20 protein-coding genes and 1 pseudogene are annotated in these 23,512 nt (G+C 56.1%); 10 read left to right on the top strand and 11 right to left on the bottom strand.

Annotated features, from left to right (window positions below; all coding sequences use genetic code 11):
* Window positions 1–241 precede the first annotated feature (241 nt).
* Entirely contained in the window at window positions 242–1,018 is a 777-nt protein-coding gene (gene exuR / locus JO226_RS16945) for a transcriptional regulator ExuR (RefSeq protein ID WP_293606927.1), read from the bottom strand.
* A gap of 122 nt (window positions 1,019–1,140) precedes the next feature.
* Window positions 1,141–2,436 carry an MFS transporter gene (locus JO226_RS16940; RefSeq protein WP_293606926.1) on the bottom strand — a complete coding sequence of 432 codons (1,296 nt, stop codon included), beginning with the start codon at window positions 2,434–2,436 and terminating at the stop codon, window positions 1,141–1,143.
* Window positions 2,437–2,905: 469 nt separating this feature from the next.
* Here JO226_RS16940 and uxaC point away from each other — a divergent pair, with 469 nt between their 5' ends.
* Together uxaC and JO226_RS16930 are read left to right on the top strand one after the other, a co-directional pair.
* Window positions 2,906–4,318 carry a glucuronate isomerase gene (uxaC, locus tag JO226_RS16935; protein WP_293606925.1) on the top strand — a complete coding sequence of 471 codons (1,413 nt, stop codon included), beginning with the start codon at window positions 2,906–2,908 and terminating at the stop codon, window positions 4,316–4,318.
* 18 nt (window positions 4,319–4,336) lie between these two features.
* The gene (locus tag JO226_RS16930; RefSeq protein WP_293606924.1) at window positions 4,337–5,824 is read left to right on the top strand and encodes a UxaA family hydrolase; all 1,488 of its coding nucleotides are present in this window, start codon (window positions 4,337–4,339) and stop codon (window positions 5,822–5,824) included.
* Window positions 5,825–5,884: 60 nt separating this feature from the next.
* Here the strand turns inward: JO226_RS16930 and sstT are convergent, their stop codons facing one another.
* From sstT to JO226_RS16910, 4 genes are all read right to left on the bottom strand, one after another.
* Entirely contained in the window at window positions 5,885–7,129 is a 1,245-nt protein-coding gene (gene sstT / locus JO226_RS16925) for a serine/threonine transporter SstT (RefSeq protein ID WP_293606923.1), read from the bottom strand.
* Between the two features lie 227 nt (window positions 7,130–7,356).
* Window positions 7,357–8,331 carry a TerC family protein gene (locus JO226_RS16920; RefSeq protein ID WP_293606922.1) on the bottom strand — a complete coding sequence of 325 codons (975 nt, stop codon included), beginning with the start codon at window positions 8,329–8,331 and terminating at the stop codon, window positions 7,357–7,359.
* 302 nt (window positions 8,332–8,633) lie between these two features.
* Window positions 8,634–9,611, bottom strand: a complete 978-nt coding sequence (locus JO226_RS16915) for a Gfo/Idh/MocA family oxidoreductase (RefSeq protein WP_293606921.1) — start codon at window positions 9,609–9,611, stop codon at window positions 8,634–8,636.
* A gap of 73 nt (window positions 9,612–9,684) precedes the next feature.
* The gene (locus JO226_RS16910; RefSeq protein ID WP_293606920.1) at window positions 9,685–10,179 is read right to left on the bottom strand and encodes a M48 family metallopeptidase; all 495 of its coding nucleotides are present in this window, start codon (window positions 10,177–10,179) and stop codon (window positions 9,685–9,687) included.
* A gap of 66 nt (window positions 10,180–10,245) precedes the next feature.
* Here JO226_RS16910 and rlmG point away from each other — a divergent pair, with 66 nt between their 5' ends.
* Window positions 10,246–11,373, top strand: coding sequence for a 23S rRNA (guanine(1835)-N(2))-methyltransferase RlmG (gene rlmG, locus JO226_RS16905; protein ID WP_293606919.1), 1,128 nt, complete (start codon window positions 10,246–10,248; stop codon window positions 11,371–11,373).
* A 42-nt stretch (window positions 11,374–11,415) separates the two neighbouring features.
* Here the strand turns inward: rlmG and JO226_RS16900 are convergent, their stop codons facing one another.
* From JO226_RS16900 to lsrR, 3 genes are all read right to left on the bottom strand, one after another.
* Entirely contained in the window at window positions 11,416–13,437 is a 2,022-nt protein-coding gene (locus JO226_RS16900) for an NADPH-dependent 2,4-dienoyl-CoA reductase (RefSeq protein ID WP_293606918.1), read from the bottom strand.
* 126 nt (window positions 13,438–13,563) lie between these two features.
* Window positions 13,564–15,144 (bottom strand): autoinducer-2 kinase, encoded by a 1,581-nt coding sequence (gene lsrK / locus JO226_RS16895; protein ID WP_293606917.1) that lies wholly within the window; start codon window positions 15,142–15,144, stop codon window positions 13,564–13,566.
* A gap of 37 nt (window positions 15,145–15,181) precedes the next feature.
* The gene (gene lsrR / locus JO226_RS16890; RefSeq protein ID WP_293606916.1) at window positions 15,182–16,153 is read right to left on the bottom strand and encodes a transcriptional regulator LsrR; all 972 of its coding nucleotides are present in this window, start codon (window positions 16,151–16,153) and stop codon (window positions 15,182–15,184) included.
* 263 nt (window positions 16,154–16,416) lie between these two features.
* Between lsrR and lsrF the strand changes: the two genes are divergently transcribed.
* From lsrF to JO226_RS16865, 5 genes and pseudogenes are all read left to right on the top strand, one after another.
* Window positions 16,417–17,304, top strand: a complete 888-nt coding sequence (gene lsrF / locus JO226_RS16885) for a 3-hydroxy-5-phosphonooxypentane-2,4-dione thiolase (RefSeq protein ID WP_293606915.1) — start codon at window positions 16,417–16,419, stop codon at window positions 17,302–17,304.
* Window positions 17,301–17,597 carry a (4S)-4-hydroxy-5-phosphonooxypentane-2,3-dione isomerase gene (gene lsrG / locus JO226_RS16880; protein WP_293606914.1) on the top strand — a complete coding sequence of 99 codons (297 nt, stop codon included), beginning with the start codon at window positions 17,301–17,303 and terminating at the stop codon, window positions 17,595–17,597. The genes lsrF and lsrG overlap by 4 nt, the downstream gene beginning before the upstream one ends.
* Before the next feature lie 203 nt (window positions 17,598–17,800).
* Window positions 17,801–17,968: pseudogene (locus JO226_RS16875) on the top strand (glutathione peroxidase); the annotation flags it as partial.
* A 105-nt stretch (window positions 17,969–18,073) separates the two neighbouring features.
* Window positions 18,074–19,459: an FAD-binding oxidoreductase gene (locus JO226_RS16870; protein ID WP_293606913.1), complete on the top strand. Its 1,386-nt coding sequence runs from the start codon at window positions 18,074–18,076 to the stop codon at window positions 19,457–19,459.
* A gap of 345 nt (window positions 19,460–19,804) precedes the next feature.
* Entirely contained in the window at window positions 19,805–20,593 is a 789-nt protein-coding gene (locus JO226_RS16865) for a phosphotransferase (RefSeq protein ID WP_293606912.1), read from the top strand.
* A 121-nt stretch (window positions 20,594–20,714) separates the two neighbouring features.
* Here JO226_RS16865 and JO226_RS16860 read toward each other — a convergent pair whose 3' ends face one another.
* Window positions 20,715–21,134 carry a rhodanese-like domain-containing protein gene (locus JO226_RS16860; RefSeq protein WP_293606911.1) on the bottom strand — a complete coding sequence of 140 codons (420 nt, stop codon included), beginning with the start codon at window positions 21,132–21,134 and terminating at the stop codon, window positions 20,715–20,717.
* Between the two features lie 82 nt (window positions 21,135–21,216).
* Here JO226_RS16860 and ftrA point away from each other — a divergent pair, with 82 nt between their 5' ends.
* Window positions 21,217–22,206, top strand: coding sequence for a transcriptional regulator FtrA (ftrA, locus tag JO226_RS16855; RefSeq protein ID WP_293606910.1), 990 nt, complete (start codon window positions 21,217–21,219; stop codon window positions 22,204–22,206).
* Between the two features lie 279 nt (window positions 22,207–22,485).
* Window positions 22,486–23,004, top strand: a complete 519-nt coding sequence (locus JO226_RS16850) for a CbrC family protein (RefSeq protein ID WP_293606909.1) — start codon at window positions 22,486–22,488, stop codon at window positions 23,002–23,004.
* A 267-nt stretch (window positions 23,005–23,271) separates the two neighbouring features.
* On the opposite strand, the gene JO226_RS16845 is transcribed toward JO226_RS16850, so the two are convergent.
* Window positions 23,272–23,512: dihydrofolate reductase family protein (locus JO226_RS16845; protein WP_293606908.1), on the bottom strand; the 241-nt coding region annotated here is incomplete at its 5' end.

Here is a 23,512-nt window from a genome sequence, read left to right as displayed (position 1 = left end):
TATTATGGTCGCTCGCAGCGCGTGCTGAACTTTTCCCTGTCTGATATGAGTCTGTGGCGGGCAGGCTCACCGCAAAGTGCGACTAAGTGTAACAAAGGCCCTACGCTTACGTCAGAGAAAATGTTATCTCATACGGAACGATTTTGCGGATTGTCGGGGAGTGTGGCGAGGGATTTTACACATGCTGACACAATTAATGCTTTTCTTACCCACCAGGCGCACTGGCGGGTAAGAAAATGTGTTATTTCACGCCATTGGCGACGGTATCGAGGTGAACCACCGGATTTTCCGCAAACAGGTAACGGTCGGCGTTGAACTCGAAATCATCACTGGTCTCGTTAAACAGCATCTGTTTGGTGTTTTCCAGGTGCTGCCACATGGCCAACTTCGCCGCGTGCGGGTCTTTACGGATCAGCGCTTTTAAGATTTCGTCATGATCGTCGCACCAGTTATCGACGGTACGTAAGTCGATATGGTCGTGGAGTTTTTTCCAGTACGGGTTATGTACGCGCTGAGTCCACATTTTCTCGACGATGGCGGCGAGCGCGGTGTTTTGCGTCGCCAGCGCGACCTGCACATGAAACTGTAAATCCCACTCGGAGTCGCGGAAGCATTTTTCGTGGCGCGCTTTCTCCTGGATCTCCATCAGCTTCATGATGTCCTGCTTGGTGACCTGGGTGGCGGCGAATTCGGCGATGTTGCTCTCAATCAGCTGACGCGCCTGCAGCAGTTCAAACGGACCATAGCTGGCGAATTCCAGAGACTCATCCGGGGCATGGTAGTGCTTCGGCTGGTTGGAAATGACGTGGATCCCGGACCCTTTGCGCACCTCAACATAGCCTTCCACTTCCAGCATGATGATCGCTTCGCGCACGACGGTACGGCTGACGTTTTTTTCGTCAGCAATAAAACGTTCTGCAGGCAGTTTATCGCCCACAAGGTAAACGCCTTGCTCAATGCGATCTTTCAGCTCGGCAGCAAGCTGTTGATACAATCTACGGGGTTCCGTGATTTCCATATACGCTCCAGACAGGGGTCGTCACATTAGATTTGTTATACCACTTTTACGAGGGACTCTCCAGCGCGTGACATGAAAAAGCCGCACTGGTATGCGGCTTTTCCGATCGGCGTCGCAGTCGCTTAATTCTGCGTTGCCGGGTTGCCGACCGGGGAGGAAGCCTCGCTGGCGGATTTGTTCTGCAGTACGGTCCAGATAACCAGCGCGCCCAGCAGGTCGAAGACGGCCAGCACGGCGAACAACGGGCTAAAGCCCAGCGTATCGGCCAGCGCGCCGACGACCAGAGCGAACAGGGTGCTCGCAGTCCATGCCGCCATACCGGTCAGGCCGTTAGCGGTCGCCACTTCGTTGCGGCCGAAGACGTCAGAAGAGAGCGTAATCAGCGCGCCGGAGAGCGACTGGTGGGCAAAGCCGCCGATGCACAGCAGGCCGATGGCGATATATGGGTTAGTGAACAGACCGATGGTGCCAGGGCCAATCATCAGCAGCGCGCCCATGGTGACCACCATCTTACGGGAAACGATAAGGTTGACGCCGAACCAGCGCTGGAACAGCGGCGGCAGGTAGCCCCCGACGATACAACCGAGGTCGGCGAACAGCATCGGCATCCAGGCGAACATGGCAATGTGCTTCAGGTCAAAGCCGTAGACTTTAAACATGAACAGTGGGATCCACGCGTTGAAGGTACCCCAGGCCGGTTCCGCCAGGAAGCGCGGCAGCGCGATGCCCCAGAACTGGCGGTTGCGCAGGATCTGCCAGGCAGACATTTTCTTCGCGTTGTTGGTCTGGTGCTGGGCTTCCTGGCCGTTGATGATGTACTCGCGTTCTTCATCGGTCAGGTGTTTCTGATTTTTCGGGTGTTTGTACAGCCACAGCCACAGCATCGACCAGATAAAGCTCAGAACACCGGTGATGATAAACGCCATTTCCCAGCTGTGAACGACAATGGCCCAGACAACCAATGGCGGCGCAATCATCGCGCCAATGGAGGAGCCGACGTTGAAGTACCCGACGGCAACAGAACGCTCTTTGGCCGGGAACCACTCCGAACTGGCTTTCAGACCCGCCGGAATCATCGCGGCTTCGGCAGCGCCCACGGCGCCGCGAGCGAACGCCAGACCGCCCCAACTGCCTGCCAGCGCCGTTGCGCCGCAGAATATGGCCCAAAGCACGGCAAACATGGCATAGCCAATTTTAGTGCCGAGCAGGTCGAGTATATAGCCTGCGACTGGCTGCATGACGGTATAGGCCGCAGAATAAGCCGCGATAATATAGGAATATTGCTGCGTAGAAATGTGTAATTCCTGCATCAGCGTCGGTGCAGCGACCGCCACGGTGTTACGCGTCAGGTAACCCAGCACGGTGCCAAGCGTCACCAGCGCGATCATATACCAACGTAACCCTTTAATTTTACGCATGTGAAACCTCATCGTTTTGTTATATCCGCTTTAGCGGTCATCTTCCGAAGCAGAAGGAGGATATTTTGTAACGGAGGGGCGTAACCGGGGTGATATACCCGGAACGGCCCGAACCTTGCCATTAGTTTTGGTGCATAATTCGGTATCCGTACCGGTAAATTCCGATGATTTGTCATCGGTAATGCATTCCGTCGGTTTATAAGTGTGACGGAGAAAACGATAACTTGTCATACAGCTTTAAAAGGTGAGAACCGTCACAAAAAACCGAATCTTTGTAGGGATTTTATTTCCAGTGAGCTAAGCCAGTTGTGGTGCGGGTTTGCAGTCTGTTGACTTCTTTTGCCGTACGCTTTTTATTTGCATTTGTTGATCTGACGCACGAAAAATTCATCGGCCTCTGGAAATTGGTGTGATAACTTTGTCAGCATGACAGTTAAGCATCTCATCACTCGTTGAGAGGAAGACGATAATGACACCGTTTATGACCGAAGATTTTCTGCTTGATACTGAATTTGCCCACCGTCTGTACCACGACTATGCCAAAGACCAGCCGATTTTCGACTATCACTGCCACCTGCCGCCGCAGCAGATTGCCGAAAATTATCGCTTCAAAAACCTGTATGACATCTGGCTGAAAGGCGACCACTACAAATGGCGCGCGATGCGCACCAACGGCGTGGCTGAGCGCCTGTGTACCGGCGATGCGTCTGACCGTGAGAAATTCGACGCCTGGGCGGCAACCGTTCCGCACACCATCGGCAACCCGCTGTACCACTGGACGCACCTCGAACTGCGCCGCCCATTTGGTATTACCGGCAAGCTGCTTTCTCCGTCGACGGCGGATGAAATCTGGAACCAGTGCAATGACCTGCTGGCGCAGGACGCCTTCTCCGCGCGCGGCATTATGCAGCAGATGAACGTGAAGATGGTCGGCACCACCGACGATCCGATTGATTCGCTGGAACACCACGCCGCCGTCGCCAAAGACAGCAGCTTCAGCATTAAGGTGCTGCCGAGCTGGCGCCCGGATAAAGCGTTCAACATCGAACAGGCCACCTTTAACGACTATATGGCGAAGCTTGGCGCGGTCTCCGATACCGATATCCGTCGCTTCAGCGACCTGCAAACCGCGCTCTCGCGTCGCCTGGATCACTTTGCCGCTCACGGCTGTAAAGTTTCCGACCATGCGCTGGACGTGGTGCTGTTTGCCGAAGCGAGCGATACCGAGCTTGACGCGATTCTGGCCCGTCGTCTGTCTGGCGGAACGCTCAGCGAACACGAGGTGGCGCAGTTTAAAACCGCCGTGCTGGTCTGGCTGGGGGCGGAATATGCCCGTCGCGGCTGGGTGCAGCAGTACCATATCGGCGCGCTGCGCAACAACAACCAGCGTCAGTTCAAGCTGCTGGGGCCGGACGTCGGTTTTGACTCGATCAACGACCGTCCAATGGCGGAAGAACTGTCTAAATTACTGAGCAAGCAGAACGAAGAGAACCTGCTGCCGAAAACCATTCTCTACTGCCTGAATCCGCGCGACAACGAAGTGCTTGGCACCATGACCGGCAACTTCCAGGGTGAAGGGATGCCGGGCAAGATGCAGTTCGGTTCCGGCTGGTGGTTTAACGATCAGAAAGACGGTATGGAGCGTCAGATGACCCAGCTGGCGCAGTTGGGCCTACTGAGCCGCTTCGTCGGCATGTTGACCGACAGCCGCAGTTTCCTCTCCTATACCCGTCACGAATATTTCCGTCGCATTCTGTGCCAGATGATTGGCCGCTGGGTGGCGGCAGGCGAAGCGCCTGCGGATATTCAGCTGCTGGGCGAGATGGTGAGAAATATCTGCTTTAACAATGCGCGTGATTACTTCGCCATTGAACTGAACTAAAGCCTGAGGTTGGTTGATATGCAATACATCAAGATCCATTCGCTGGACAACATTGTCGTCGCGCTGGCCGAGATCGCCTCGGGTACTGAGGTGACGGTTGACGGTCAGACGGTGACGTTACGGTCCGACGTGGCACGCGGGCATAAGTTCGCACTGCATGCGATTGCGAAAGGGGAAAACGTCGTTAAATATGGTCTGCCCATTGGGCATGCGTTAGCGGACATTGCGCCTGGGGAATATATTCATTCCCACAATACGCGTACCAACCTGAGCGATCTCGACGAATACAGCTATCAGCCGGAAATCCATGCGCAAACGGAGCAGGGGACGGATCGCGACGTGCAGATTTACCGCCGCGCCAACGGCGAGGTCGGGGTTCGCAACGAGCTGTGGATCCTGCCGACTGTCGGCTGCGTCAACGGCATCGCCCGTCAGATCCAGACCCGTTTCCTGAAGGAAACCCATGATGCCGAAGGCACCGACGGCGTGTTCCTGTTCAGCCATACCTATGGCTGCTCCCAGCTTGGCGACGATCACCTCAACACCCGCACCATGTTGCAAAACATGGTGCGTCACCCGAACGCCGGAGCGGTGCTGGTGATTGGTCTGGGCTGTGAGAACAACCAGGTCGACGCTTTTCGTGAAACGCTGGGCGAGTTCGACCCTGAGCGCGTCCACTTTATGATCTGCCAGAAGCAGGACGACGAAGTCGAAGCCGGGCTTGAGCATCTGCATCAGCTCTATGAGGTGATGCGTCACGACACGCGCGAGCCGGGCAAACTGAGCGAGCTGAAGTTTGGTCTTGAGTGCGGCGGCTCCGACGGCTTGTCGGGGATCACCGCGAACCCGATGCTTGGGCGTTTCTCGGATTACCTGATTGGCCACGGTGGTACGACGGTCCTGACCGAAGTGCCGGAGATGTTCGGCGCCGAGCAGATCCTGATGAGCCACTGCCGCGACGAAGCGACGTTTGAAAAAACGGTCACCATGGTGAACGACTTCAAACAGTACTTTATCGAGCATAAGCAGCCGATTTACGAGAATCCGTCGCCGGGCAACAAAGCGGGCGGTATTACCACGCTTGAGGAAAAATCGCTGGGTTGCACGCAGAAAGCGGGCTCAAGCCAGGTGGTGGACGTCCTGCGCTACGGCGAGCGGCTGAAAACCCACGGTCTGAACCTGCTGAGCGCTCCGGGCAACGATGCGGTCGCCACCAGCGCGCTGGCAGGGGCCGGGTGCCATATGGTGCTGTTCAGCACCGGACGCGGTACGCCGTATGGTGGTTTTGTGCCGACGGTCAAAATCGCCACCAATAGCGAGCTGGCGGCGAAGAAAAAGCACTGGATCGATTTCGATGCCGGACAGCTGATTCACGGCAGCACCATGCCGCAGGTGCTCAACGACTTTATCGATACCCTCGTTGAGTTCGCCAACGGCAAGCAGACCTGCAACGAGCGCAACGATTTCCGCGAGCTGGCGATATTCAAAAGCGGTGTGACGTTGTAAACCTGCGGTAACGTCGAAGGGATGTAAGCCCGGTAAGCGAAAGCGCTACCGGGCTTTTTCTTAGCTATGCAGCGCGTTTCTCGCCAGACGCTCGTCTTCCGCCTGGCATGCCGCGGCGGTAAACAGCACATCGGTGGAGGAGTTCAGCGCGGTTTCGCAGGAGTCCTGCAGTACGCCGATGATAAAGCCAACGGCCACCACCTGCATGGCGATATCGTTAGGTATACCGAACATATTGCACGCCAGCGGGATCAGCAGCAGCGAACCGCCCGCCACCCCGGAAGCGCCGCAGGCGCACAGCGACGCCACGATGCTCAGCAGCAGCGCGGTCGGCAGATCGACCGGAACGCCCAGGGTATATACCGCCGCCAGGGTCAGCACGGTGATAGTGATCGCCGCACCCGCCATATTGATCGTCGCGCCCAGCGGAATGGAAACGGAATAGGTATCGCGATCCAGATTCAGCTTTTCCGCCAGCGCCATGTTGACCGGAATGTTAGCCGCTGAGCTGCGGGTAAAGAAGGCATACACACCGCTTTCGCGCAGGCAGGTCAGCACCAGCGGGTACGGGTTACGGCGGATTTTCCAGAACACCAGCAGCGGGTTAATCACCAGCGCGACCAGCAGCATACAGCCGACCAGCACGACCAGCAGCTGCGCGTAGCTCCACAGGGTTTCAAAACCGGTGGTGGCAAGCGTGGAGGAGACCAGGCCGAAAATACCGATGGGCGCGAAGCGGATCACCAGCTTCACCATGAAGGTCACGGCGTTAGAGACATCGTTCACCAGGTTTTTGGTGGATTCACTGCCGTGGCGCAGCGCAAAGCCAAGGCCCACGGCCCAGACCAGAATACCGATATAGTTAGCATTGGCGAGCGCAGTAATCGGGTTGGACACCATGCTCATCAGCAGACCGCGCAGTACCTCAACGATTCCCGACGGCGGAGTGATGTCGGTAGCGCCAGTGGTCAGGTGCAGCGTCGACGGAAACAGAAAGCTGAATACGACCGCCGTCAGCGCTGCGGAGAACGTTCCCAGCAGGTATAAGAACAGAATCGGACGGATACTGGTTTTCTGACCATGCTGATGGTTGGCGATAGACGCCATGACCAGCATCAACACCAGCACCGGGGCGACGGCCTTCAGCGCGCCGACAAACAGGGTGCCAAGCAGGCCGACGGCTTCTGCGGCGGGTTTGGATATCCATGCCAGTAAAATGCCCAGAATCAGGCCAACAAGAATTTGCTTAACCAGGCTGCCTTGCGCTAAACGCTGTAGCAGCCCCGTCGGGTGTTGCGTAGTCATAAATTTTTCCTTCAAGTGTGATGTGGTTCCATCCCTGTGGCTCTTTGGTCACGTTGACAGGATGTAACAATTGTTTGCCTGGACGAGTATAAAGAAGATGTGGCATCGGGAAAGGACAAAATGTTGTTTTTTTCGATGGCGTCTAATTTTATAACCAATTAGTAACATTGTTTTGACATTGTGCGCGAGCGCACAACCCGGCGGCGCGAACCGCCGGGGGAGGCGTATTACTCAGGAAGGTGCTTTTGCTTCTTATCGTTCTGGTGGTTTACCCACGCATTAATCACCAGCGTCAGGACCAGAATACCGAACACAACGCCCAGCGAAATGGCAATCGGGATATGGTAGAAATCGACGATCAGCATCTTAATCCCGATAAACACCAGGATAACCGACAACCCGTACTTCAGCATGGAGAAGCGCTCCGCGACGCCCGCCAGCAGGAAGTACATCGCACGCAACCCAAGAATCGCAAACAGGTTCGAGGTCAGGACGATGAACGGGTCAGTGGTGACCGCGAAAATCGCCGGAATGCTGTCGACCGCGAAAATCACGTCGCTCAGTTCCACCAGAATCAGCACCAGCAGCAGCGGCGTGGCGAACAGCAGACCGTCCTTACGAATAAAGAAGCGCTCGTTCTCAATTTTATCGGTCATCCGCAGGTGGCCGCGCAGCCAGCGTACCAGTGGTTTATCGCCAATGGCGCCGCCATCTTCTTTCGCCAGCGCCATTTTCACGCCGGTAAACAGCAGGAATGCGCCGAAGAGGTACAGCAGCCATTCAAACTGAGAGATAAGCCAACTGCCGGTGAAGATCATGATGGTACGCAGGACAATTGCCCCGAGCACACCGTAGACCAGCACCCGACGCTGCAGCGCCGCCGGAACAGCAAAATAACTGAACAACATCAGCCAGACGAAGACGTTATCTACCGCCAGCGATTTTTCAATCAGGTAGCCGGTGAGAAACGCCATGGCCTGAGTGTCTGCCACCGCGCGACCCTGGGTCGTCGCCAGATACCACCAGAAGACCAGGTTAAACAGCAGAGAAAGGGTGACCCAGACGATGGACCAGCCCGCAGCCTGCTTCATGGTCATCGTGTGGGCGCCGCGGCGTCCCTGTAGCAGCAGATCGATAGCCAACATGATGACCACCACCACAGCGAATCCGCCCCACAGAAGCGGTGTGCCGACTGTATTCATAGTTTTTCCTTACACATAAAACAAAAACGGCTGACGTCAGAAGACGACAGCCGCAGCGTTTTATGCATAGACCTCGCCTTCCGGCAAGGTCTCACTTACAACGTAAAAGGAATACGCTAACGTATTCCTTTCTGGTTGCCCGGCGACCGGATGCGGTTTTGCACGCATCGTAATGACGATCTACCGGCAAGGAAGTTACTCCCCTTTGCGTGTGACAAAATATTACAGACCATTGATGCCGTCAATGCCTCAAGGGGCCGTAATCTCTGTTTTACATTCTTTTACGCGGGAGTACCCCGTTTTCAGGCGTCGGCCGGGAAGGTGACGCCGGTCTGACGACGGATTTCGGTCGCGAGTTTTGCCGTAATGCGGCTTACTTCAAGCCCCGGGTGGTTAACGTCGCCTGTTTCCACCAGCCGGGCGAAGGTGTCCGCTTCATACAGCATAGTATTGATATGCTGCGGCTGGGTGAGTTCCTGCGCTTTGCTGCCGCGCGGCACAAACGACACCTTCTGGCACTCGGAAATTTTCTCAATAACCAGCGAGCCGGCCTCGCCCTGGATCTCGCTTGGCAGCACCGAATCGCTGACCTTGGAGTGCTGCAGCGTCACGCTGAAATCGCCGTACTCCAGCACCGCGACGCCGTGCGCGTCAACGCCGCTGTCCAGCAGGCTTGCTGTGGCCTGCACGCGCAGCGGCTCGCCCCACAGCGCGACGGCGGTAGCGAGGCAGTAGAAGCCGATATCCATAATCGAGCCGTTGGAAAACGCCGGGTTAAAGGTGTTGGGGTTTTCGCCGTCCAGGTAGCGCTGGTAGCGCGAGGAGTACTGGCAGTAGTTGATGAACGCCTTGCGAAGTTTGCCCACTTTATCCAGCGACTGCTGCAACTGCAGGAAGTTAGGCAGGCTGGCGGTTTTGAACGCCTCGAACAGCACCACCTGGTTTTCCCGGGCGCAGGCGATAGCGGCTTCCACTTCACGCAGGTTGGAGGCCAGCGGCTTCTCGCAGATCACGTGCTTTTTGTGGCTGAGGAACAGTCGGGTTTGCGGATAGTGCAGCGAGTTCGGGCTGGCGATATACACCGCGTCAATGGCATCGCTCTGCGCCATCTCATCAAGAGAGGTAAACAGATGCCCGACGGGGTAATCGCTGGCGAAACTCTGCGCCTGTTCGAGACGGCGGGAATAAACGGCGGTTAATTTGAATTTACCTGTCTCATGGGCGGCATCAACAAACTGGCGGGTGATCCAGTTGGTACCTACGACTGCGAAACGTATCATGGACGTTGTCGTACTCCGTAAAAGGGAAACTGCCGCCACTGTAGCATGCCATCATGACAAAACCAGTGCGCTGTTACGCAGAACCTTTTAACGAAAGGTGCGTCAGCCACAGGCGGGTATCGAACTCCAGTTGGTGGTACTGCGGCTCCATATGACAGCAGAGCTGGTAAAAGGCTTTGTTGTGATCTTTTTCTTTCAGATGCGCCAGTTCATGCACCACAATCATCTTCAGAAAGGCCTCTGGCGCGTTGCGAAACACGCTGGCGACGCGGATTTCCGCTTTCGCCTTCAGCTTGCCGCCCTGCACGCGCGAAACGGCGGTGTGCAGACCTAAGGCATTTTTCAGTACGTGAATTTTGTTGTCGTACATCACCTTGTTGACCAGCGGCGCGCTGCGCATATAGCGGTTTTTCAGCGCCTGGGTGTAGTCCCACAGCGCGTTGTCATTGCCGATGCTATGCGTATCGGGATAGCGCTTTTGCAGCACCTCGCCGAGCCGGTTCTGGTCGATCAGCGTCTGTACCTGCGCCAGCAATGTTTCGGGGTAACCCTGGAGATATGTCAGCATAAAAAGGTTTACTTATGGGGTTATTTAAGCGATAAAACGCGCGAATTTTAGCATCCCGGAGGGGCGATGAGCCAGGCAGAGTTAAACGGCGAGTTTTACACCTTAGACAGATTCCCGCCAAATATAGAAGACGCGTCCTTACAGGCGTGGGACGCGGCGGATGAATACCTGCTGCAGCAGGTGGGTGAGGTTGAGGGGCCTGTACTCATCGTCAACGACAGCTTTGGCGCGCTGGCCTGCGCGCTGGCGGCGCATCGCCCGGTCAGCATCGGTGACTCCTACATCTCCGAGCTCGCCATGCAGCACAACCTGCGCATGAACGGCATCGAAGAAACCTGCGTCACGTTTCAGGATAGCCTGAGCCCGCTGCCGGACGCTCCGGCGCTGGTGCTTATCAAGGTGCCGAAACAGCTGGCGCTGCTGGAGCAGCAGTTGCGCGCGTTGCGTAACGTCGTTACGCCGCAGACCCGCATTATTGCGGGCGGCAAAGCGCGCGATATTCATAACTCCACCATGGCGCTGTTCGAGAAAATCCTCGGCCCGACCACCACGTCGCTGGCCTGGAAAAAAGCGCGGCTGATCCACTGCGCCTTTAGCGCTCCGGCGCTGGCTGATGCGCCAGAGACCCTCTGCTGGACGCTGGACGGCACCGACTGGAATATTCATAACCACGCGAATGTCTTCTCCCGCAGCGGTCTTGATATCGGCGCGCGCTTTTTGATGGCGCACCTGCCGGAAGGGATCGAAGGCGAGATGGTCGACCTTGGCTGCGGCAACGGCGTTATTGGTATGCAGCTGCTGGCGCAAAACCCGGGGCGGGTGGTGTTTATCGATGAATCCTACATGGCGGTGGCGTCGAGCGAGCTGAATGTTGAAACCAATATGCCGCAGGCGCTGGAGCGCAGCGTGTTTATGGTCAACAACTCGCTGTCCGACATCGAGCCGGACCGCTTTGACGCCGTGTTGTGCAACCCGCCGTTCCATCAGCAGCACGCGATTACCGATCACATCGCCTGGCAGATGTTTAACGACGCTCGCCGCAGCCTGAAGTACGGCGGCGCCCTGTATATCGTCGGCAACCGCCACCTCGATTACTTCCGCAAGCTCAAGCGCGCGTTTGGCAATTGCACCACTGTCGCCACCAACAATAAATTTGTGGTGCTAAAAGCGGTAAAAACGCGTACGAAGCGGTAATTCGCGTTTGCCCGGCGGCACTGTGCTTGCCGGGCAATACCGTTAAATCGCCAGCGCCAGCGTTGTCCCCTGCGCTATTGCCCGCCGGGCGTCCAGCTCCATCGCCACGTCGCAACCGCCGATCACATGCACCGTCTTACCAGCGGCGCGCAGCGGATCGAGCAGATCGCGCTTTGGCTCCTGTCCGGCGCACAAAATGATGTGATCGACGGCCAGCACCTGCGCCACGCCGTCGATCAGCACATGCAGACCTTCATCGTCTATCTTCTGGTAGCTGACCGCCGGGATCATCTTCACGCCGCGGGCGAGCAGGGTGGCGCGGTGGATCCAGCCGGTGGTTTTGCCCAATCCTTCGCCCGGTTTGCTGGCTTTGCGTTGCAGCATCACAATCTGACGCGGGCTTTTCGGCAGATGCGGGCCTTCCGGACGCAGACCGCCTTGTTGTTGCAGGCTGGTGTCTATCCCCCATTCAAGGCAAAACTCAGCGATGTTCTGGCTGGTGGCTTCACCCGGCTGACTCAGGTACATCGCGGTATCAAAACCAATGCCGCCGCAGCCGACGATCGCCACTTTCTGTCCGACCGGCGCTTTGTCGCGCAGCACGTCGAGATAACTCAGCACTTTCGGATGGTCGATGCCGTCGAGGGTCGGCGTGCGGGGCGTAATGCCGGTCGCGAGGATCACTTCGTCGAAATCGTGCAGCATGTCGGCGGTAGCCCAGGTGTTCAGGCGCAGCGCCACGCCGTTAAGCTCCAGCATCCGCCGGTAGTAGCGCAGGGTTTCATAAAACTCCTCTTTACCGGGGATCTGTTTGGCGATATTGAACTGCCCGCCAGGCTCCGCGGCGGCGTCAAACAGCGTTACCTGATGGCCGCGCGCGGCGGCGTTCACGGCGAACGCCATCCCTGCCGGGCCTGCGCCGACCACCGCCAGCGTTTTACGCACGGCAGCGGGGAGTACCGGCATGCGCGTTTCGTGGCAGGCGCGAGGGTTCACCAGGCACGAGGTCACTTTGCCGACGAAAATCTGGTCGAGACAGGCTTGATTGCAGCCGATACAGGTGTTGATCTCATCGGGACGGCCGCTTTGCGCTTTGGACAGCAGCTCCGCGTCGGCAAGGAACGGGCGCGCCATCGAGACCATATCGGCATCGCCGCGATTGAGGATTTCGTCGGCGACGGCGGGGTCGTTAATGCGGTTGGTCGTCACCAGCGGCACCGATACGCGGCCTTTCAGTTTGCGCGTCACCCAGGTGAACGCGCCGCGCGGCACCGGCGTGGCGATGGTCGGGATCCGCGCTTCATGCCAGCCGATCCCGGTGTTAATGATGGTCGCCCCGGCGGTTTCAATGGACTGCGCCAGCTGGACGGTTTCGTCAAAATTGCCGCCGCCCTCAACCAGGTCGAGCATCGACAGACGGTAGATAATAATGAAGTCTTCGCCGACGCGCTGGCGTACAGCCTTCACCACCTCAACGGCAAAACGCATACGGCGGGCGTAGTCGCCGCCCCAGCGATCGTCGCGGTGGTTGGTGCGAGCGGCGAGAAACTCGTTAATCAGATACCCTTCGGAGCCCATAATTTCCACGCCGTCGTAGCCTGCCTCCCGCGCCAGCAGCGCGCACTGGGCGAAGTCATCAATAAGCACCAGGATCTCGTCATGGGTCAGGGCGTGGGGCATAAAGCGGTTGATCGGCGCCTGAATCGCCGACGGCGCGACCGGGCGCGGCTGGTAGCTGTAGCGCCCGGTATGCAGAATTTGCAGGGCGATTTTCCCCCCTTCCTTATGCACCGCGTCGGTGATGAGGCGATGAGGCGCCAGCTGGCTGGCGTCGTTAAGCACTGCGCCGCCTTCCATCCCCACGCCGGACGGCGCGGGCGCCACGCCGCCGGTGACGATCAGCGCAACGCCGTGGCGGGCGCGTTCGGCGTAAAACGCGGCCAGCCGCTCTGCGCCGTCCGGGCGTTCTTCCAGCCCGGTGTGCATAGAGCCCATCAGCACGCGGTTTTTAAGCCTGGTGAAACCCAGGTCGAGCGGGGCGAATAACGACGGGTAGTAGCTCATAATCGGTTCCAGTATGTAAAATTATTGTTATGTGGTCGGATGAGTTACTAATTTAGCCGTCATACTCCAAAAGGGAAAAAGGGAATGTAGCGATTGTGATGGGATTCAAAAATTGTCGCCCCTCCCTCAGGAGGAAGGGGAGCGTACCAGCCCCGGCGCCTGCCACATTGACGTGGTCAGCCCGCTGTCCACCAGACCAAGCTGGTCAGCGTATACCGCCTGCCATTTCGCCATCATGCCCTGATACAGCTCGCGGTGTGCCGGGTTCGGCGTAAAAACCCGATGCCAGCTCACCAGTTTTTCACCCGCCGCCGCCATGTCGCCATACAGCCCCGCGCCCGTGCCAGCCGCGATGGCGCAGCCCAGCGCCGTCGCTTCTCTGACCTCCGGCACGCGTACCGGCAGGCCGGTGACGTCGCTGAGGATCTGGCTCCAGAGCGCGCCTTTCGACCCGCCGCCCGCGAACACCAGGCTCTCAAAGGTGACGCCGGAGAAGCGGGAAATTTGCGCCAGATTACAGGCGGAGACGATCGCCGCGTTCTCCTCCAGCGCGCGAAACAGCGTGGCTTTGTTGCATTTTTCCGGGTCGATGGAAAGGTTAATAAACGACGGCGCCGCGTGGTACCACTGCTTAAAATGCATCGCGTCGGAAAAGATCGGCATGACGCCGTGGGAGCCCGCCGGGACGCGGTTCGCCATCTCTTCCAGCAGGCTGTAAGCGTCGACGCCGAGGCGTTCGGCAATCAGCTTTTCCTCAGCGCAAAATGCGTCGCGGAACCAGCGCATGGTCAGGCCGGTAAAGAAGCTGATCGATTCCGCCTGCACCATGCCTGGGATCACGTGCGGGTTGACGCGGATGTTCATCTCCGGGTCGGTGCGCACTTCCGGCAGGTTAACCACCTGCTGCCAGAAAGTGCCGCCTAGCACGGCGGTCTGCCCGGCGCGCACCACGCCCAGGCCCAGACAGCCCAACTGGACGTCGCCGCCGCCCATCACGACCGGCGTGCCCGCCCGCAGCCCGCTTTGCTGCGCTGCGGCTTTGGTGACTGCGCCGAGCAGGCTGCCGGTTTCTTTCACCGGAGAGAGGATATCGGCGCGCAGCCCGGCCATATCGAGCAGCGCAGGGCGCCAGTCGCGGCTGAACAGGTCGAGCATCCCGGTGGTGCCTGCGTTGGAAGGGTCAACCGCCAGCTCGCCCGAGAGTTTTGCCGCCAGCCAGTCGCTTATCATGGTGATGGTGGCCGCTTTGCGGTAGATGTCGGGGCGATGGTGAGCCAGCCACAGCAGGCGCGGCATGGCGCTCAGGGCCAGCGTCTGGCCGGAAACGCCGTACACTTCGGATTCAAAATGATAGTCGTGGATCTCTTTGAGTTCCGCCACTTCGCGGCTGGCGCGGGCGTCGACGTTGGCGCAGGCCCAGATGGCCTCGCCGTTGCGGTCATACAGCACGATGCCTTCGCGCATCGAGCAGCAGGCGACGGACTGAATATCGCCCGGGGAGAGCTGTGCGGTCGCCAGCGCCTGGCGGATACACTGGCAGGCGAGCTGCCAGTTGGTGGTGAGACTGAACTCCATGGAGCCTGGCACGTTGTCCACGCTCAGGTGCTTCCATTCGGCCTGGCCGACGGCTATCTGGCGGCCATTGAGATCGAAAATCACCGCCCGGATGCTGCCAGTTCCGGCATCTAACGCTAAAAGGTAACCCATGACGTGCGCCTCGCTGTTGTTGCGCGGCGCCGGGCCGTTATGAGGCCAGCGCCAGCACCGCGCGTGCTGTTGTCTCTTCCGTTACCAGGCCGTTGATCCGCTTACCTGCCAGGGCGGCATAAATGGCCTGCGCTTTTTCCGTGCCGCCAGCCACGCCGACGATGGTCGGCAGCTGCGCCAGCTCGTCCAGCGTGACGCCGAGCAGCTCCCGGTGGATCTCCAGCCCCTCAACGATCCTGCCGTCGGCCTGCAGGAAATAACCGAGAATGTCGCCCACGGCGCCTTTACGGGCGTACATCAGCTGTTCGCCCTCGCTGATATACCCCGAGCGCAGGATCGTCGCGCCGCGGCGCTGATCGATAGCGCCAATGCCCACCACCGCCGCATCCGCCGCGGTGGCCGCCAGAATGACGTCGCGCACGCTCGACTCGTGGCGCAGGATCTCCGCCACATTGGCCGACGATACCCGCAGCGGCGCCGGGATCATGCTGACGCTACAGGCCGCGTCCAGCTGGCCGATGCCGGTCATGTAGGGGCCGACGCCGCCGGAGAGCGTCACCAACCGCACCTGTTGCGAACTGATAAAGCCGCTTAAATGTTGCAGACAGCTCATGGTGGTTTCGCCAAAGCCCACCGCCAGCAGCTGCCCTGGCGCCAGCACGCCCATCAGCGATTGCGCCGCGCCAATGCCTAAACGTACGCTCATCGGCGGCGCATTGAGCGCAGGGAGAACGCGAGCTATTTTCAGGCCGAAACGCTGCTGTAGCTCGGTTTCCAGCGCCAGACACCCCTCGTAACGGGAGTTGATCTGCACGCGGATCACCCCGGACTGACGGCCTTTCTCCAGCAGCCTGGAGATCTTCAGGCGCGGCAGCCCCAGGCGTTCGCCGATATCGTTCTGGGTCAGACCGTCGTGGTAGTAGCACCAGGCGACGCGGGCCACCAGCTCCTCTTCCGCCAGCGCAAGCCCGGCGTAGCGGCCTTCTTCCGTAATGCGTTTTTCGCTCATAAAATGAACTCTTATAAAAATTTAGATCATATGTTCGCTGTTGCGCGGCAGGAAAGTGTGAGCCGACTGGCAAAACCGATCTTTCTTTTTCTGTCGAGCTGTTCTGGCAATCTAAAGCATAAAACTGTGATCCTTGCACGGTTGTAAATATAGTTCACCGTCTACGCTTTTGAACATTATTAATTTAAAAAATCATTTGTTCAAACGGGCATGATGTTCACCAAAGAGAACATCAGCAACGACGTTTTCTGACGGGGGGTAAGATGGCAGATTTAGACGACATCAAAGACGGTAAGGATTTTGGGTTGGATACGCCGCAGAAGAATGCGCTCTACACGCTCAAAGGCTGCGGCTCGCTGGACTGGGGCATGCAGTCCCGGCTTGCGCGGATCTTTAACCCGCAGAGCGACCGTACGGTGATGCTGGCGTTTGATCACGGCTATTTTCAGGGGCCGACCACCGGTCTTGAGCGTATCGACCTGTCGATTGCGCCGCTGTTTAACGACACCGACGTGCTGATGTGCACGCGCGGCGTGTTGCGCAGCCAGGTGCCTGCGGCCACCAATAAGCCGGTGGTGCTGCGCGCCTCCGGCGGCAACTCGATTTTAAGCGAGCTCTCCAACGAGTGCGTGGCGGTAGCGATGGAGGATGCGCTACGCCTCAACGTCTGCGCGGTGGCGGCGCAGGTGTATATCGGCAGCCCGCACGAACATCAGTCGATCAACAACATCATCAAACTGGTGGATGCGGGCAATCGTTACGGTATGCCGGTGCTGGCGGTGACCGGCGTCGGTAAAGAGATGACCCGCGACGCCCGCTATTTCTCGCTGGCCAGCCGTATCGCCGCCGAAATGGGGGCGCAGTTTGTGAAAACCTACTTTGTCGACGAGGGGTTCGAAAAAGTCACCGCCAGCTGCCCGGTGCCGATTGTGATTGCGGGCGGCAAAAAGCTGCCGGAACACGAAGCGCTGGAGATGTGCTGGCGCGCCATCGACCAGGGAGCCTCCGGCGTGGACATGGGGCGCAATATCTTCCAGTCCAGCGCGCCGCGCGCCATGCTCAAAGCGGTGAAGAAAGTGGTGCATGAGAACATGAGCGCCCGCGAGGCGTTTCAGTTCTGGCAGGAAGAAAAACAGGGAGAGCTGAAATGAACGTGACGCTGGTGGAGATCAACATCAAACCGGACAGGGTCGATGAGTTTCTGGCGGTGTTTCGCGCCAACCACGAGGGCGCTATCCGCGAGCCTGGCAACCTGCGTTTTGACGTCCTGCAGGACCCGCGCGTGAAAACCCGCTTTTTTATCTATGAGGCCTACAAAGACGACGATGCGGTGCTGGCGCATAAGCAAACACCGCATTATCTGGCCTGTGTGGAGAAACTCGAAGACCTGATGTCGGAGCCGCGGAAAAAACGGACTTTTGTCGGACTGCTGCCAGAGGTGTGAAGGGAGACCCCCTCACACTGTGACGGCACAGGGCTACCGAATCGATCGGACAGGTCGCTCTGTGCCAGCGGACGTTGCCTGCCTGCAAGCCACTGAGATAAAAAGCACTGTTCACTTCTGCAATCTGGTAAAGCATCTCAATGAGTGGCAATGTCGACGTCAAACTGATTCCGCTCTGAGGATTCCGACATGACCCCCTTTCGGTATTTCGTTACTTAAAAGACGAATTACCCGGCGTGCTGGGTGGACGGATCAAGTGGAACTTCACTAAGTTCCTGATCGGACGCGACGGCAAGCCGCTCAAGCGTTTTGCACCGTTCACCACCCCAGAGAAAATGGAAGCCGTAATTCGTGCTGCACTTGAAATCTAAGTGTTCCTGTAATTCGAACCCACTTTCCATTAAATGCCCTCCAGACCATCAGAATTTGTGAAACCCATCATAATTAGTAGGGGTATTCAACGGTAGGAGACAATCATGAAGGAGTTACTCAAGGTAAATATCGACGAGTTCAAAACGCACTTCCAGGGGGCGGTGATTCTTCCTGGCGAGGCAGGCTACGACGAGGTACGCCAGATCTGGAACGCCATGATCGACCGCAAGCCCGCGCTGATCGCCCGCTGCACGTCGCCTGAGGATGTCGTCCAGGCCATCGCATTTGGGCGAACGCAAAATCTCCTCATTTCGATCCGCGGGGGTGGGCACAACATCGCAGGTAATGCCGTGTGCGACGGCGGTTTGATGATCGACCTCTCGCTGATGAAGAGAGTAGAAGTGGACCTGGCAACCTGTAGGGCCAGCGTTGAGCCTGGCTGCACCCTTGGCGATTTTGATGAAGTGGTGCAGGCACATGGCCTTGCCACGCCTTTGGGCATCAACTCGACCACAGGCGTGGCAGGCCTGACACTCGGCGGCGGGTTTGGCTGGCTGAGTCGCAAGTACGGTATGACTATCGATAATCTGCTCTCCGCGGAGGTCGTCACGGCAGATGGCAGTCAACTGCACACCAGCGAATCAGAATACTCGGATCTGTTTTGGGGGCTGCGGGGAGGGGGCGGCAACTTTGGTGTTGTTACTCGCTTCGAATTCCAACTCCATCCCGTCGGGCCGAACGTACTGAGTGGGCTCATTGTTTTTCCGTTCGATCAGGCAAAGCTCGTGATCACGCAGTTCGCCCGATTTACCGAGACGATGCCGGAAGAGCTGAATGTTTGGATGGTCACGCGCAAGGCACCTCCGCTACCTTTCCTGCCCGAGGACGTTCACGGGAAAGAGATGGTCGCGCTCGCTCTGTGCTATGTGGGCGACCCTAAAGAGGGCGAGAAACTTATCGAACCACTGCGTGGGTTCGGCACGGTGCTCGGCGAGCACATCGGAGTGCAGCCCTATACCGCCTGGCAGCAGGCATTCGATCCCCTATTGTCAAAAGGGGCGCGTAACTACTGGAAGTCGCACAACTTCTCGCAACTCAGTGAGGGTGTTATTGATGCCATCATTGAGTACGCCGCCAGATTGCCGTCACCTCAGTGTGAGATATTCATCGGGACAATTGGAGGCCAGACGGCCAGCGTCGCGCCTGAGGCAATGGCCTACTCAAGCCGGGATGCCAATTATGTGATGAATGTGCACGGTCGCTGGGAGTCTGCCGCCGAAGATGAACACTGCATTGCCTGGGCGCGTGAGTTCTTTGCTAAATCACAACCCTTTGCCAGCAGCGGTGCATACATCAACTTCCTCACCCAGGAGGAGGCTGACCGTATTGCCTTCGCTTACGGTGCGACCTACCATCGACTCGTGGAGCTCAAGAATAAGTACGACCCAACGAACCTCTTCCGGATGAATCAGAACATCAAACCGGTATAAGACCAGGTATTGCGCCTGACAACAGTATGTAGCCGACACTCTACGCATACTGTGGATGTTAAACGTTAGGCGCAGTAACAACGCGTATTTATTGACCATGCCGTTGCCCGTCGGCACCCATTTTGAGGTTGTGATGGATATCGACTTCATCCTCATCTGGAGTCGCAATGCTATTTACAATATTCGCTTTACGATCCTAATTTCGTGCGACAGGTTCGTGCCAGGTGGGGACGCAGCAAACCTGACAACATGTTGATGATGTTATGAACATTGCCCGCGAAACGATTAATTTGCATTACACTCAAAACCGGAACAATCAATCTACTCCTGCTGAAGAGACAGTGCATGTCTGCCACGGATTTATCCAAAATGGGCACCGCGAAAGTAGTGCTGAAAATGAGTGACTGCGGTCATACAGTCATTGAAAAATGTCCTGTTGGTGAGGTGGAGTACAGTTTTTATCACTATGCCGCACCGGAGCTTAATCTGGCAGGCGTTGCTACCCCAAAGCTCCTGCTCGCTGACGCTACCTTGCGTAAGTTAAGAATGGAATATATTCCTCAACAGGTTGAACAGAATAATGTCGCAGATGATGACGCGATCGTTATGCTGGGACGCTTGCATTGTTTTCCTGCGAATTCTGAATGGCGTTACCACACTCACTTCTGGTCAGAATTAGCGCTCGAAAAATCCCTGATACATTTGGCATTACCTGATAAAAGTGCTCAGCAGCTTCGGCTGTTTCATAGATGCAGTGATGTCTTGTTCGGTTACCAAAGCCTGATTTCTGGCGATAGCAATGTTGGCAATTGGGGAAGAAGGGAAAATGGTGATTTAGTACTCTTCGATTGGGAGAGATTTGGAAAAGGGAGTCCGGCTATCGACCTTGCCCCTTTGATAAAAGGTATGGGTACGAAGCAAATGTTTATTGATATTGCTGAACGCTATTGTCAGCCATCATTCCATGATGACCATAAAGCGTTAGCGAGAGAAATTGCCCTTGCCAAAGCATGGATTGTCACCGAAGTCATTGTGCTACTTGATGAGCGGAAAAAGTCAGCATTTCCTTTATATCTCAACTGGTATAGAGAACATCTTCCAGACTGGTTAGATGATGTAGTCAAAATGCTATGAATGCCCCATGGCTGCTCTTTACTCATAGCCGACCTGACAGCTCAGCTGTCCGCTCCGTGCCAGGAGCGGACGTCGTTTATATCCCGTTGCATTAATAAATTGTGTGAATAAGCCGAAAGACTCAACACCTCCGTGTACTGTCAACCGTGATTCCTGCGAAGGCCAATCCTTCATCTTCCCAGCCAGTGAGTCCACCAATCATTATCTTGACTGCTAGTCCAAGCTGAGCCAGTTTCAGTGCAGCCTTATCGGCTCCGTTGCAGTGTGGCCCGGCACAATAGACGACAAACAGCGTATCATCAGGCCATTTATTCATCATCTCTGCGGTGATCATTTTGTGTGGTAGATGAATGGCGTTGGGAAGATGGCGACGAGCAAACGATTCCTGACTGCCAACGACATGCAAAAGTACGAAGTCCACTTCTCCTGCATTCATGGCTGCGTAGACATCCGAACAGTCTGTTTCCACGCTAAGGCGACGGGAAAAATGGCTAATAACTTCAGGGGCACTGGCGGCGGGAATCGCTGTTACTGAACTCATGGTATTTCTCTCTTGTTGTAGTGTGGTGTACTGTGTTACCTCTTATCTCACCAGATATCAGCTAACTCCACCGCTTCCAACCATGACAGAAATCGCCAGGATTATGACAACAGATTTCCGCCCGCAGGTCGTCGTTCTGGCTTACGACGGGCTATGTACTTTTGAATTTGGCGTTGCCGTAGAGATCTTTGGTCTGCCACGTCCTGAACTGAAGGAAAACTGGTATCGCTTTGCTGTCGCTTCCATTGATGATGGCGAATTGCGAGCAACTGGTGGAATACGGGTGATGGTGGATGGTGGGTATGAGTTGCTGGAACAAGCGGATATGCTGGTAGTTCCTGGTTGGCGTGGAGTTCAAACTCCGGTACCTGAAGCGCTTTGTATTGCTCTTTGTCAGGCTCACCAGCGCGGTTGCCGCATCATGTCTATCTGTTCAGGCGTGTTTGTCCTTGCCGCTGCGGGTCTGTTGAACGGACGAAAAGCGACAACACACTGGCGATATACTGACGAGTTACAGCGGCGGTATCCGGAAATCGAAGTGGTGAATGATGTGCTGTACATCGGTGATGACAATTTGATGACATCAGCTGGCAGCGCTGCTGGTATCGACCTTTGTCTTCACGTAGTGCGTAGCGACTACGGCCTTGAAATTGCCAATAATGTGGCGCGCCGGTTGGTGATCCAACTTCATCGTGATGGTGATCAGTCTCAGCAGATAGTGCATCCTGTCGCTCGTGCTCAGGAAAGCCGGCGTCTGGGTTTATTATTTGACTGGCTGCAAACACATATCGCCGAGCCTCATACCTTAGAAACCATAGCTAATCGTGTAAGTATGAGTCCACGCACCTTACAGCGCCGTTTTCTGGAAGCTACGGGGCTAACCCCTACTCAGTGGTTGCTTGAAGAGAGGCTTAAACGTGTGCAGTTAGCATTAAGAAGTAGCAGTCTAAGCATTGAACAAATTGCAGAACAAAACGGATTTGGTAGCGCAAGCACACTACGACATCACTTTCAGAGACGATTTACTATCAGTCCGCAAGTCTGGCGCAGGCAATTCAAGTCAAGCCATTAATTAATTGAGTTTGAGACCCTGTGATATTTCTTGCACTTCTGCCTAGTGAGTGGTGCCAGCTTTTCGCTCACAGCGGACATCAATACTCCTGGAGCGGTCCGCTTCGTGCCAGGAGCGGACATTGGAATTTTTGCCGACCTGTAAGTTGGCTACTGAATTGTCTGTTAAACCCGTGGCTATTCAATCTGAGAGGCTTTGACAACACCTTCGTGTTCGTAGGTATAACGCTTTACCTGTGTTATTGTGTTAATAAGTGCGTTAGTAAATTAAGGATGATAAATGTCCCGATTTAATTACATGAGCGACAAATACCTACCGACAGTATTTGCCGATGAGTCATTTGCTTGTGATTGCTGTAAAAAAATTAACAATGTTAAATATATCGGCCCCCAATATTCCCCTGCGGATAATGATGCCATGCTGTGCCAGGATTGCATTCAAACTGGCGAGGCTGTTAAATCCGGCTTAGTCGATTTTTTTAATGAAATAGATCCTGAATGTGTCGATGATGACGTGGTGAGTGAAATTTCGTGCCGCACACCGGGCATCTTTACCTGGCAAGATCAGGAGTGGGCTACGCATTGTAATGATGCTTGTGAATTTCATGGTGATGCTACCGCTCAGGATATAATCGAAGCAGATGAAAAAACTATCCAAATCTGGATGGAAAGATACGACCAAAGCCGGAGTGACTGGGATACCTTCATGAGCGGGTATCAACCCGGAGGAGATCAGGGGCTTTATAAATTCTCGTGTAAACACTGTAGCGCTATCGTTCTTAATTGGGATTTCTCATAGTCCTGAGAACTAAGAGAGTTGAATCGCTACGACGCCGATATGCACGTTTGAGTTCTTTGATAATTGTTAACGTCCGCTTCTCGCTCACAGCGGACCTTCAGCTCAGTTACCTGTTCCGCTTCGTGCCAAGAGCAGACGTTGCTGATCCGTAGGTGAAATAGTGAATCAAAGAAGATCGCATACCGCAAAACATCGATTGGCTACACATTCGCAGAAATGCAGCCGTTCGGAGTTTTTTTCCTCTTGCAGAACTATCAGAACCTTACCTTAATGATTTCGTTTCACCTCGTATCGCAGGCACACTACGCCCGACGGGAAAATTTTACTATTCACCAGCATGAGCGAGGTTCTGTCTTTTATGTTTTTGAACAAGGGAATGCCTTGCCCCAGCAGAATCGGATTGACGAATAGCCAATACTCATCGATAAGGTTTTCCGCCATTAGCGCGTGAGTCGCTGAGGGGCTGCCAAACATTAAGATTTCGCTGCCCTCCCTGTGCTTGAGCTTG

The sequence above is a fragment of the Pluralibacter sp. genome (assembly GCF_019237635.1).
Lineage (GTDB): Bacteria > Pseudomonadota > Gammaproteobacteria > Enterobacterales > Enterobacteriaceae > Enterobacter_B.
This window is presented reverse-complemented; position numbering and strand designations above follow the sequence as displayed.

Coding starts and splice junctions, on each gene's coding strand:
- exuR (WP_293606927.1), bottom strand. CDS start 1,018: ATGGAAATCACGGAACCCCGTAGATTGTATCAACAGCTTGCTGCCGAG.
- JO226_RS16940 (WP_293606926.1), bottom strand. CDS start 2,436: ATGCGTAAAATTAAAGGGTTACGTTGGTATATGATCGCGCTGGTGACG.
- uxaC (WP_293606925.1), top strand. CDS start 2,906: ATGACACCGTTTATGACCGAAGATTTTCTGCTTGATACTGAATTTGCC.
- JO226_RS16930 (WP_293606924.1), top strand. CDS start 4,337: ATGCAATACATCAAGATCCATTCGCTGGACAACATTGTCGTCGCGCTG.
- sstT (WP_293606923.1), bottom strand. CDS start 7,129: ATGACTACGCAACACCCGACGGGGCTGCTACAGCGTTTAGCGCAAGGC.
- JO226_RS16920 (WP_293606922.1), bottom strand. CDS start 8,331: ATGAATACAGTCGGCACACCGCTTCTGTGGGGCGGATTCGCTGTGGTG.
- JO226_RS16915 (WP_293606921.1), bottom strand. CDS start 9,611: ATGATACGTTTCGCAGTCGTAGGTACCAACTGGATCACCCGCCAGTTT.
- JO226_RS16910 (WP_293606920.1), bottom strand. CDS start 10,179: ATGCTGACATATCTCCAGGGTTACCCCGAAACATTGCTGGCGCAGGTA.
- rlmG (WP_293606919.1), top strand. CDS start 10,246: ATGAGCCAGGCAGAGTTAAACGGCGAGTTTTACACCTTAGACAGATTC.
- JO226_RS16900 (WP_293606918.1), bottom strand. CDS start 13,437: ATGAGCTACTACCCGTCGTTATTCGCCCCGCTCGACCTGGGTTTCACC.
- lsrK (WP_293606917.1), bottom strand. CDS start 15,144: ATGGGTTACCTTTTAGCGTTAGATGCCGGAACTGGCAGCATCCGGGCG.
- lsrR (WP_293606916.1), bottom strand. CDS start 16,153: ATGAGCGAAAAACGCATTACGGAAGAAGGCCGCTACGCCGGGCTTGCG.
- lsrF (WP_293606915.1), top strand. CDS start 16,417: ATGGCAGATTTAGACGACATCAAAGACGGTAAGGATTTTGGGTTGGAT.
- lsrG (WP_293606914.1), top strand. CDS start 17,301: ATGAACGTGACGCTGGTGGAGATCAACATCAAACCGGACAGGGTCGAT.
- JO226_RS16870 (WP_293606913.1), top strand. CDS start 18,074: ATGAAGGAGTTACTCAAGGTAAATATCGACGAGTTCAAAACGCACTTC.
- JO226_RS16865 (WP_293606912.1), top strand. CDS start 19,805: ATGTCTGCCACGGATTTATCCAAAATGGGCACCGCGAAAGTAGTGCTG.
- JO226_RS16860 (WP_293606911.1), bottom strand. CDS start 21,134: ATGAGTTCAGTAACAGCGATTCCCGCCGCCAGTGCCCCTGAAGTTATT.
- ftrA (WP_293606910.1), top strand. CDS start 21,217: ATGACAGAAATCGCCAGGATTATGACAACAGATTTCCGCCCGCAGGTC.
- JO226_RS16850 (WP_293606909.1), top strand. CDS start 22,486: ATGTCCCGATTTAATTACATGAGCGACAAATACCTACCGACAGTATTT.